Here is an 8,615-nt window from a genome sequence, read left to right on the forward strand (position 1 = left end):
CGAGCACCGCGCCGCCGGGGCCGCGCACGGCGCGGTCGCCGCTGAACGCGACGCCCGCGCCGCCGCGGTGGCGGCCGAGCAGGCGACCGGGGAACGCGACGCCGCCCGGGCGCGGGCCGACGAGCTGCGCGTCGCGCTCGAGACCGGGCGCTCGGAGGCGAACGAGCTGCGCGGCGCGCTCGCCGCCGCGCGTGCCGAGACCACCGCGGCCCTGGCCGAACGGGACGCCGCGGTGGCCTCCCACGAGCGGGTCGTCGGCGAGCGCGACGCCGCCGTCCGCTCGACGGCGGAGCTTGCCGCCCAGCGCGACCGCGACCGCGCCGAGCTCACCGCGCAGGTCCGCTCGGCCCGCGACCGCGCCGAGCGGGAGGCCGCGCTGCGGGGACGCGCGGATGCCGAGGTGGAACGACTACGCGCCGAGCTCGATCGGGCCACGGCACCGCGGCCGCTGCACCCGGATGACCTGCGCGCCCTCGTCCGTGCCCTGGGCGGAGCGGACGGCCCGACCGAATGAGACGGGCCAGGACGGCCGAGCACCGCGTTGTGGAGCCATCCTGTTGCCGGCGGTGGCCTCGCGAGGACGTTGTGGAGCCATCCTGTTGTGGACGCTGGGCCGTCGGTGGACCAGGCGACCGACCCAGGCGACCGACCCAGGCGACCGACTCAGGCGACCGACCCAGGCGACCGACCCAGGCGACCGACTCAGGCGACCGACTCAGGCGACCGACTCAGGCGACCGGGCTGGAGGCAAGCACCCGAACGGCCTCGGCCACCGCCGCGCGGCGGGCCACCCGCACCGCGGTCTCGATGGGGCGCAGAGCCTCCCGGCGGGCGGCCGCTGCCGAGGCGGAGAGCGCGCCACCGGGCTCGTCCACCGCCGCCGCGGCGAGGATCGCCGCGACCTCGTCGGCGTGCTGCAGCACGCGCAGCGCCTGGCCGGGCATCCCGGCGGGCCACAGCGACCGGGGCCGGGACCGCAGGGCGGCGGCGATCTCCTCACGAACCCCGGGGCGGTGCCGGGCGACACCCAGCGAGGTCAGGATCGACGCGGACTGGCGCACCTGTTCGCGCAGTTCGTACTCGGCGTAGCCGAGGGCGACGTACTCGGCGATCGGAGCGGACGGGGACACCGGGTAGATCATCCACCGCAGCACCCCGTCGGCGAGGGGAGTCGGCACCACGCCCAGGCCCGCATCGACGAACAGGGCGCCCTCGCCCGCGGCGGTCGCCGCGCGGCTGAACGAGCCGGGTCCGGGCAGCCCGCGGACGTCACCGGGGGCGGGCAGCACGAGCCGGGCGCGCCCCCGCGGCGCGGTCCGCCGCAGCGCACCCAGCAGGAACGTCACCGACGACGCCCGCTCACCCGGCCCTGGCAGGTCGATCGCGGCGGCGGTCACCGGGTCGGCCACCAGCACGTCGTGTGCCTGGGCCCAGGGCTCGAGCGCGTCGATGACGTCGTCGGGTGCGGCGGCTCCGGCCAGCCACGCCGAGGCCCAGACGGTCAGAATCGCTGAGGGACAAGGCACGTGGGCAAGGCTAACGAACGACCCCGGGCCTGACACGCCCGCCGCGCAGGTGAGCGCCATGACGCTCCGTCACCGCGGCGCCGGGTCGGCATCGGCCGATTCAGTCGTTCTCGTCGCCGAGCGTGTCGGTCCCCGACAGCCACGCGCAGGCCCGGTACAAGGACCGGGTGGCTCTGCATGCACACGACTACCGCGGCGCCTTCGCCGCCGACGGAACCCGCAACCGGGTGCGCACACCGATCCGCGAGGTACCCGCGGCGACCGGTCTGGTGGTCGAGGACCCGGCGAGCGGGTTCTGCGGGGCCGTCGTGCGGGTCGACGTTCGGGAGGTCACCCTCGAGGACCGGCACGGCCGGCACCGGGTGTTCCCGCTGCGGGCGGGCGGCTTCCTCGTCGAGGGCGCGCCGGCGACGCTCGTGCCGCCGCGCGCGGCGCCCACCGGGGCCACCCGTTCGGCTTCGGGTTCGGTGCGGGTGCAGGGCGCGCCCGCTCGCATCGCGCGGGCCAGCCGGATCTGGGTGGAGGGCATCCACGACGCTGCCCTGCTCGAAACGGTCTGGGGCCACGACCTGCGGGTCGAGGGAGTCGTCGTGGAACCGATGCACGGCATGGACGATCTCGCCGGGGCCGTCCGCGAGTTCGGCCCGTCACCGGGGCGGCGGCTCGGCATCCTGGTCGACCATCTGGTGGACGGGTCGAAGGAGATGCGGGCCGCCCGCGCGGTGGCCGGCCCGGACGTGCTGGTCACCGGGCACCCCTATGTCGATGTCTGGCAGGCGGTCAAGCCGTCGGTCGTCGGGATCGCCGAATGGCCCGCGGTGCCGCGCGGGACCGACTGGAAGAGCGGGGTCTGCGCCGCGCTGCGCTGGGGCGAGCCCGCCGACGGGGCCCGCCGGGTGCTGGGCGCGGTCCGCAGCTTCCGGGACCTGGAGGCGCCGCTCATCGGCGCGGTCGAGCAACTGATCGATTTCGTGACGGCGGCAGGGTGATCTCTGGCAGGATCGGGGCATGTCCGCAGTGATCTGGCTCATCGCCGGAGTCGTGATGGTCGCTGCGGAGGTGCTGTCCGGTGAGTTCGTGTTGCTCATGCTCGGAGGTGGCGCGCTCATCGCCGCGCTGGCCTCGGCGCTGGGCGCCGGCCCGGTCGTGGGGGCCCTCGTGTTCGGCGCGGCGGCGGTGCTGCTGCTGCTCGCGGTCCGCCCGCCGCTGCGTCGCAGGCTGGCCCGCACGGTCGACACCACCGCGATGCACTCCGATGCGCTGATCGGGCGGGAAGCGGTGGTCCTCGCGCGGGTGCAGGGCGACCAGGGCGGACGGATCAAGATCGACGGTGACGTCTGGTCGGCCCGGTCCGTCGACCACCGGCAGGTGATCGAGGCGGGGACGCGGGTCCGGATCGTGGCCATCACCGGTGCGACGGCGATGGTGCTCGCCGAGGGCTGAGCAGCGGCCGCTACCGTGCGGCCCACACAGACATATGCGACGAGTGGGCAGCCGCAGCGCGCTGCGGAGAGCCGAGGAAGGGGATCAGGTGGATGGTGCGGTCGTGCTCATCGTCGTTGTCCTGATCGTGGTGCTGGTCGTGGTCTCGGTGGTCAAGGCGGTGCAGATCATCCCGCAGGCCACCGCGGCGGTCATCGAGCGGCTGGGCCGCTACAAGACGACGCAACCACCGGGGCTGTGCTTCCTGGTGCCGTTCATCGACAAGATCCGGGAGCGGATCGACCTGCGCGAGCAGGTCGTCTCCTTCCCGCCGCAGCCGGTGATCACCCAGGACAACCTGACCGTCAACATCGACACGGTCGTCTATTTCCAGGTGACCGATCCGAAGGCCGCCGTCTACGAGATCTCCGACTACATCATCGGCGTCGAGCAGATCACCACCACGACCCTGCGCAACGTCGTCGGTGGGATGACGCTGGAGGAGACGCTCACCTCCCGCGACCAGATCAACACGGTGCTGCGCGGTGAGCTCGACGAGGCCACGGGCCGCTGGGGGATCCGGGTGGCGCGGGTCGAGATCAAGGCCATCGACCCCCCGCCGTCGATCCAGGAGTCGATGGAGCGGCAGATGAAGGCCGACCGCGAGAAGCGCGCGATGATCCTCACCGCCGAGGGCCAGCGGGAGTCGGCGATCCGCAGCGCCGAGGGGCAGAAGCAGTCGCAGATCCTCACCGCCGAAGGCGCGAAGCAAGCGGCCATCCTCGATGCGGAGGCCGAGCGGCAGTCCCGGATCCTCCGGGCGCAGGGTGAGCGGGCCGCCCGCTACCTGCAGGCCCAGGGCCAGGCCAAGGCGATCGAGAAGGTGTTCGCCGCGATCAAGGCGGGCAAGCCCACCCCGGAGCTGCTGGCCTACCAGTACCTGCAGACCCTTCCACAGATGGCCCAGGGCGACGCGAACAAGGTCTGGCTGGTGCCCAGCGACTTCGGCAAGGCGCTGGAGGGCTTCACCCGGATGCTCGGCGCACCCGGCGAGGACGGGGTGTTCCGGTACCAGCCCAGCCCCGACGACGGGGTGCACAGTCGTCCTGAGGAGGACGACGAATCGATCCACGACTGGTTCGACACCTCCAGCGACCCGGAGATCGCCCGGCAGGTGGCGGACGCGACCGCCGAGGCTCGCCAGCAGCTGCCCGCGTTGGGCGCCGAGCGCGCCGCCGCACGCAGGGCCGTGCCGCAGGCCGATCACCAGCCGCCGGCGGCGCTGCAGCCGGGCGGCGCCGATGCCCCGACTCGCGAGCTGCCGCCTCCGGTCGCGCCACCCGCCCCCCCGGCCGGGGCGGGCCCGCAGAACCCGAGCCCCTATCCCGGACCCGCCCCGCAGCTGCCCGACGGGCACACGGGCGGTGGCCCGGAAGGTCCGCGCCCGGGCTATCCGTCGCCCCCGCCGCAGCGGTAGGCGCAGGACCGAGGGGGCTGCGCCGGCGGCACCGCCTGCCCGACCGCCCGGGCTGAGCCGGCCCGGTCAGGACAACGTGAACCCGTAGGGCAGCTCGAGGCGGTGGCGGCGCAGCAGGTCGGCGTCGGCCAGCAGCTCGCGGGTCGGGCCGTCGGCGACCACCGCACCGCCGTCGATGACGACGCTGCGCGGACACAGTTGCAGCGCATACGGCAGGTCATGGGTGACCATCAGGATCGTGCGGTCGAGCCCGAGCAGCACCTCGGCGAGTTCGCGGCGGGCCACCGGGTCCAGGTTGGACGACGGCTCGTCGAGCACCAGGATCTCCGGGTCGCAGGCCAGCACGGTGGCCAGCGCGACCCGACGCCGCTGCCCACCGGACAGGTGCAGTGGCGAGCGGTCGGCGTGCTCGGCCATCCCGACCGCGTCCAGCGCGGCGCGTACCCGCTCGTCGAGCGCGGCGCCGCGCACCCCGAAGTTGGCCGGGCCGAAGGCGACGTCCGCCCGCACGGTCGGCATGAACAGCTGGTCATCGGGATCCTGGAACACGATCCCGACCCGACGCCGGATCTCGTGCAGATTCGCCCTGGTCACGGCGAGCCCGCCGACCGTCACCGACCCGTGCCCCGGGCTCAGGATGCCGTTGAGATGAAGCACGAGGGTGGTCTTGCCCGCGCCGTTGGGGCCCAGCAGGGCGACCCGCTCACCGGCGGCGATGCTCAGGTCCACGCCGCGCAGGGCCTGCGTTCCGTCGGGGTAGGCGAAGGCCAGCCCGGACACCGCGAGCGAGAGCCGACGGGTCGGCTCGGCGGCCGCCGCGGGAGCCGGATCCGGTGCGCGCGTCACGCGATCACCCACCCGGTGCAGGCCAGCGCCGCGGCCACGACGACCGGAGCGAGCCCGCGCAGCCACTCGCGCCGGGTCGTTTCCCGGTCGGTGAGCCGGGGCAGCTCACCGGTCCAACCGCGCGAGAGCATCGCCAGGTGCACCCGTTCACCGCGCTCGTAGGAGCGAATGAACAGGCTGCCGATCCCGCGCGCGGTCGCGCCGGCCTGCCAGAGGAACCGCGGATCGTGGCCGCGCGCGATCCGGGCCAGGCGCATCCGCCGGGCCTCGGCGGCGATGACATCGACGTAGCGCAGCATCAGTGTCGCGATCGTGGTCACCAGCGCCGGGGCGCGCAGCCGCTGCAGGCCGAGCAGCAACTCCGGCAGCGGTGTGGTCGCGGCGAGGGTGAGCGAGGTCAACACGCCGAGTGTGCCCTTGACGAGGATGTTCCAGGCGCCCAGCAGGCCGGGTTCGGACACCGACAGCCCGAGCCACTCGATTCGCGGGTCCGGGCCGGTGATCGGGAGCAGGATGGCCAGGACCACGAACGGGGTCTCGATGAGCGCGCGCCGGGCCAACCAGCCCGGGGGGATGCGGGCGATCGCCCAGAGGCCGGCGAGCAGCAGCAGGTAGCCGCCGAACACCGGGAACGCCTCGCGGGGCGTCGCGACCACGCAGACGACGCCGAGGAACGCCGCGACGATCTTCACCTCGGCCGGTAGGGCATGCACCGCCGATGCGCGCGGCAGGTACAACGGATGCGCGTGACCGGCGCCCACCCGGCGTCAGTCCTCTCGGCCGGGCGGGTTCGGGCCGCGCCGCCGCAGCACCCAGAACAGTGCGCCGGCCAGCGCCAGCGTCGCGACGACGCCGATGACCCCGGCGATGCCGACCGTTGCGTCGCCGCCGCGCACGGTGTAGTCCGCGAACGGGCCTGCGGTGAAGGGGTGTTCCTGCGCGTTCTGGGCGAGGCACTGCCCGTCGAGGTGTTCGCCGTCGGCGGTCTCGGTCACCTGGCAGCCGTGCAGCGTGACGCTGTCGAGCCCGTCGGGGGACGAGCTGGCGAAGTACGACAGACCGCCGGCGACCAGGAGCGCCACCGCGAGGAATCCGAGCAGGAACCTCGAGGTCCGGGGGGCGCTGGTGCGGTTCACCGGGTGCTCCCCTCGGTGGCGTCGGCGCGGCCGTGGCGGACCATGGGTTGTGGCGCTGCGCGCAGCAGGTAGACCAGGTCCGGGCGGACGGCGGCGACGGCGCCCACGGTGGCGGCGGTGATGATGCCCTCGCCGAGGCCGATCAGCGTGTGCATGCCGATCATCAGGCCGAACACGGTGCCGAGCGAGGCGCCCGCGGCTCCGCCGATCGCGTACTCGGCGACGAAGCCCAGCGAGGCGACGACGGTGCTGACGAAGGCGGCGACGAACGCCGTGGTCAGCAAACCACCCCGGCCGCGCACCGCGAGGGCGCGCAGTCCTCGAGCGACGAGATATCCGGTGAACACCCCGAGCACGGCCATGTTGATGATGTTCATGCCGAGGGCGGTGATCCCGCCATCGGCGAACAGGAGCGACTGCACGACCAGGACGATCGCGATGGCCAGGCTGCCGACCCAGGGGCCGACGAGGATCGCGACGAGCGCGCCGCCGAGCAGATGGCCGCTCGCGCCGGGCAGGATCGGAAAGTTGATCATCTGGGCGGCGAAGACGAACGCCGTGACCAGCCCGGCCATCGGGGCGGTTCGGTCGTCGAGATCCGCGCGGGCGCGGCTGAGCGCGACCGCCAGCGCCAACGCCGCGACGACGCCGAAGGCCAGCGAGGTCGGCGCGTTCACCAGCCCGTCACTCATATGCATGGCGACGATCACGAACCGCTCCTCCCATGACGCGGCCCCGCCGGGCCGCATGCATAGGTAAACACGACCGAAAGGCTATCGCAAAGAGTGTGCGACAAGCGGCGGGTCCGGTCGGGCAGGGCGGCCGGTCCGATCAGTCGGCGAGCTCGGCGGCGGCCGTGCGGTCCTGCTTGCGGGCGTTGAACCGGGAGATCGCGAACAGCGCCTGCCGGCGGGCCCGCCCCGCCGGGGCCAGCATCCGGCCGATGGCGAGATCGATCCCGCGCACCTGGAAGTACGGTGACTCGCCGAGCTCCTCGGTGAACAGCCGCTGCTCCTCGTAGATGGCCTGCTCGTTCTCCGCGGACACCGAGCCGCGCCCGATCCGGAACGCGGCGAGCGTCTCGGGTTGGCCGAGGAACTCCCCGTACTGCAGCAGCCGCAGCCACATGTCGAGATCCATGATCAAGCGCCGGTCACTGCGCCAGCCGCCCGCGGCGAAGAAGTGGTCGCGGCGGAACAGCACGCCGCCGGCCTCACCGATCGGGTTCGCGCCGTTGCGAACGACCTTGCGGGCGACCTCGACACCCGTGCGTACACCCAGCAGGCCGCCCAGGCCCCGCCGGGGGACGATCACCCGACTCTGTTCGTCGATCATGTGCCGGCGGGCCGCGACGACGGCCAGCCCCGGATCGGCCTCCATCGGGCCCACCTGGAGCTCCAGGCAGCGTGGGTGCAGCAGGTCGTCGGCGCAGACGAGCTTGATCAGGGGGGCCCGGCACAGCTCGATCACCCGGTTCCAGTTGTCGGGCTGGGAGAGCGTCGTGGCGTTGCGCTCGACGCGGATCCGCGGGTCGGCGAACGAGCGGATGACCTCCATGCTGCCGTCGGTGCTGGCGTTCTCCAGCAGCACGAGCTCGAAGTCGCGGTACGTCTGGTCGAGGACGCTGCGGATCGTCTCCGCGAGAAACCGCTCCCCGTTGTACACCGGGATGCAGACGGACACGCTCGGTTGCGGCAACATCGCGCAACCCCCCTCTGTGCGCTTGGTGCCGGACGACACAGATCGGCAGGCTGGGCCGTCCTGAGGCCGTGTCCGGCTGCGGGCCGGGTGGCCTTCGTCCGGCAGTTCGGCCAAACCGTACCCCTCCGGACGATTCCGCCAGCGATGACCTCGGTTGGGCCGCTCGTGGGATGCGGCACGACCACGCGGCGACGATCCGCGGTCACCGGCCGGCCGCGCGGGCACAAGATCACCATACGCCGCAGGAGCAATACCCCGAACGGTGCGACCGACGCGCGAGAACGATCACGTAACGAAGTCGGCGGCCGGGCAGATAAGGCTCGTGATGGCGAATGTTCGAAGTGACGGTCGGGCGCGGGGGACGCTGTCCGACTCCGGCGAGCGTGTGCATCCGAGCGGTGCGGCGATGGGGAGATCAGCGATGCGACGTCATGACCCGCGGGTGTCGGTGGTGGTTCCGACGCGGAACGAGGCGCGGAACCTGGAGGTGGTGTTGCCGGCGATTGC

At 73.2% G+C, this 8,615-nt stretch carries 9 protein-coding genes and 1 pseudogene; 4 read left to right on the top strand and 6 right to left on the bottom strand.

The features are described 5' to 3' along the window. Positions 1-514 (top strand): annotated as a pseudogene (locus tag ACFQE5_RS06280) (hypothetical protein); the annotation flags it as partial. 214 nt (positions 515-728) lie between these two features. On the opposite strand, the gene ACFQE5_RS06285 reads toward ACFQE5_RS06280, so the two are convergent. Further along, positions 729-1,526 (bottom strand): hypothetical protein, encoded by a 798-nt coding sequence (locus tag ACFQE5_RS06285; RefSeq protein WP_379583804.1) that lies wholly within the window; start codon positions 1,524-1,526, stop codon positions 729-731. 173 nt (positions 1,527-1,699) lie between these two features. Here ACFQE5_RS06285 and ACFQE5_RS06290 point away from each other — a divergent pair, with 173 nt between their 5' ends. From ACFQE5_RS06290 to ACFQE5_RS06300, 3 genes are all read left to right on the top strand, one after another. Beyond that, the gene (locus ACFQE5_RS06290) at positions 1,700-2,515 is read left to right on the top strand and encodes a DUF3097 domain-containing protein (RefSeq protein ID WP_449301264.1); all 816 of its coding nucleotides are present in this window, start codon (positions 1,700-1,702) and stop codon (positions 2,513-2,515) included. A gap of 19 nt (positions 2,516-2,534) precedes the next feature. Continuing rightward, positions 2,535-2,969, top strand: coding sequence for an NfeD family protein (locus ACFQE5_RS06295; protein ID WP_379583808.1), 435 nt, complete (start codon positions 2,535-2,537; stop codon positions 2,967-2,969). Positions 2,970-3,057: 88 nt separating this feature from the next. After that, on the top strand, positions 3,058-4,425 hold the full coding sequence (locus tag ACFQE5_RS06300; RefSeq protein WP_379583810.1) for an SPFH domain-containing protein: 1,368 nt from the start codon (positions 3,058-3,060) through the stop codon (positions 4,423-4,425). 66 nt (positions 4,426-4,491) lie between these two features. On the opposite strand, the gene ACFQE5_RS06305 is transcribed toward ACFQE5_RS06300, so the two are convergent. The 5 genes from ACFQE5_RS06305 to ACFQE5_RS06325 all read right to left on the bottom strand — a co-directional run bounded on the left by ACFQE5_RS06305 (position 4,492) and on the right by ACFQE5_RS06325 (position 8,108). Next, positions 4,492-5,271, bottom strand: a complete 780-nt coding sequence (locus ACFQE5_RS06305; RefSeq protein ID WP_379583812.1) for an energy-coupling factor ABC transporter ATP-binding protein — start codon at positions 5,269-5,271, stop codon at positions 4,492-4,494. Further along, positions 5,268-6,032: a cobalt ECF transporter T component CbiQ gene (gene cbiQ / locus ACFQE5_RS06310; RefSeq protein ID WP_379583814.1), complete on the bottom strand. Its 765-nt coding sequence runs from the start codon at positions 6,030-6,032 to the stop codon at positions 5,268-5,270. The genes ACFQE5_RS06305 and cbiQ overlap by 4 nt, the downstream gene beginning before the upstream one ends. A gap of 6 nt (positions 6,033-6,038) precedes the next feature. Then, a complete protein-coding gene (locus ACFQE5_RS06315; RefSeq protein ID WP_379583817.1) occupies positions 6,039-6,407 on the bottom strand; it encodes a PDGLE domain-containing protein in 369 nt (122 codons plus the stop codon). After that, positions 6,404-7,105 (bottom strand): energy-coupling factor ABC transporter permease, encoded by a 702-nt coding sequence (locus ACFQE5_RS06320; RefSeq protein ID WP_379583821.1) that lies wholly within the window; start codon positions 7,103-7,105, stop codon positions 6,404-6,406. The genes ACFQE5_RS06315 and ACFQE5_RS06320 overlap by 4 nt, the downstream gene beginning before the upstream one ends. Before the next feature lie 133 nt (positions 7,106-7,238). After that, positions 7,239-8,108, bottom strand: a complete 870-nt coding sequence (locus ACFQE5_RS06325) for a glycosyltransferase (protein WP_379583819.1) — start codon at positions 8,106-8,108, stop codon at positions 7,239-7,241. Positions 8,109-8,615: the final 507 nt, after the last annotated feature.

This window comes from Pseudonocardia hispaniensis (assembly GCF_042658695.1).
Classification (GTDB): domain Bacteria; phylum Actinomycetota; class Actinomycetes; order Mycobacteriales; family Pseudonocardiaceae; genus Pseudonocardia; species Pseudonocardia hispaniensis.

Bases quoted from the DNA above. Each gene is read 5' to 3' on its own strand.
- ACFQE5_RS06320 (WP_379583821.1), bottom strand. From the start codon at position 7,105: ATGCATATGAGTGACGGGCTGGTGAACGCGCCGACCTCGCTGGCCTTC.
- ACFQE5_RS06295 (WP_379583808.1), top strand. From the start codon at position 2,535: ATGTCCGCAGTGATCTGGCTCATCGCCGGAGTCGTGATGGTCGCTGCG.
- ACFQE5_RS06325 (WP_379583819.1), bottom strand. From the start codon at position 8,108: ATGTTGCCGCAACCGAGCGTGTCCGTCTGCATCCCGGTGTACAACGGG.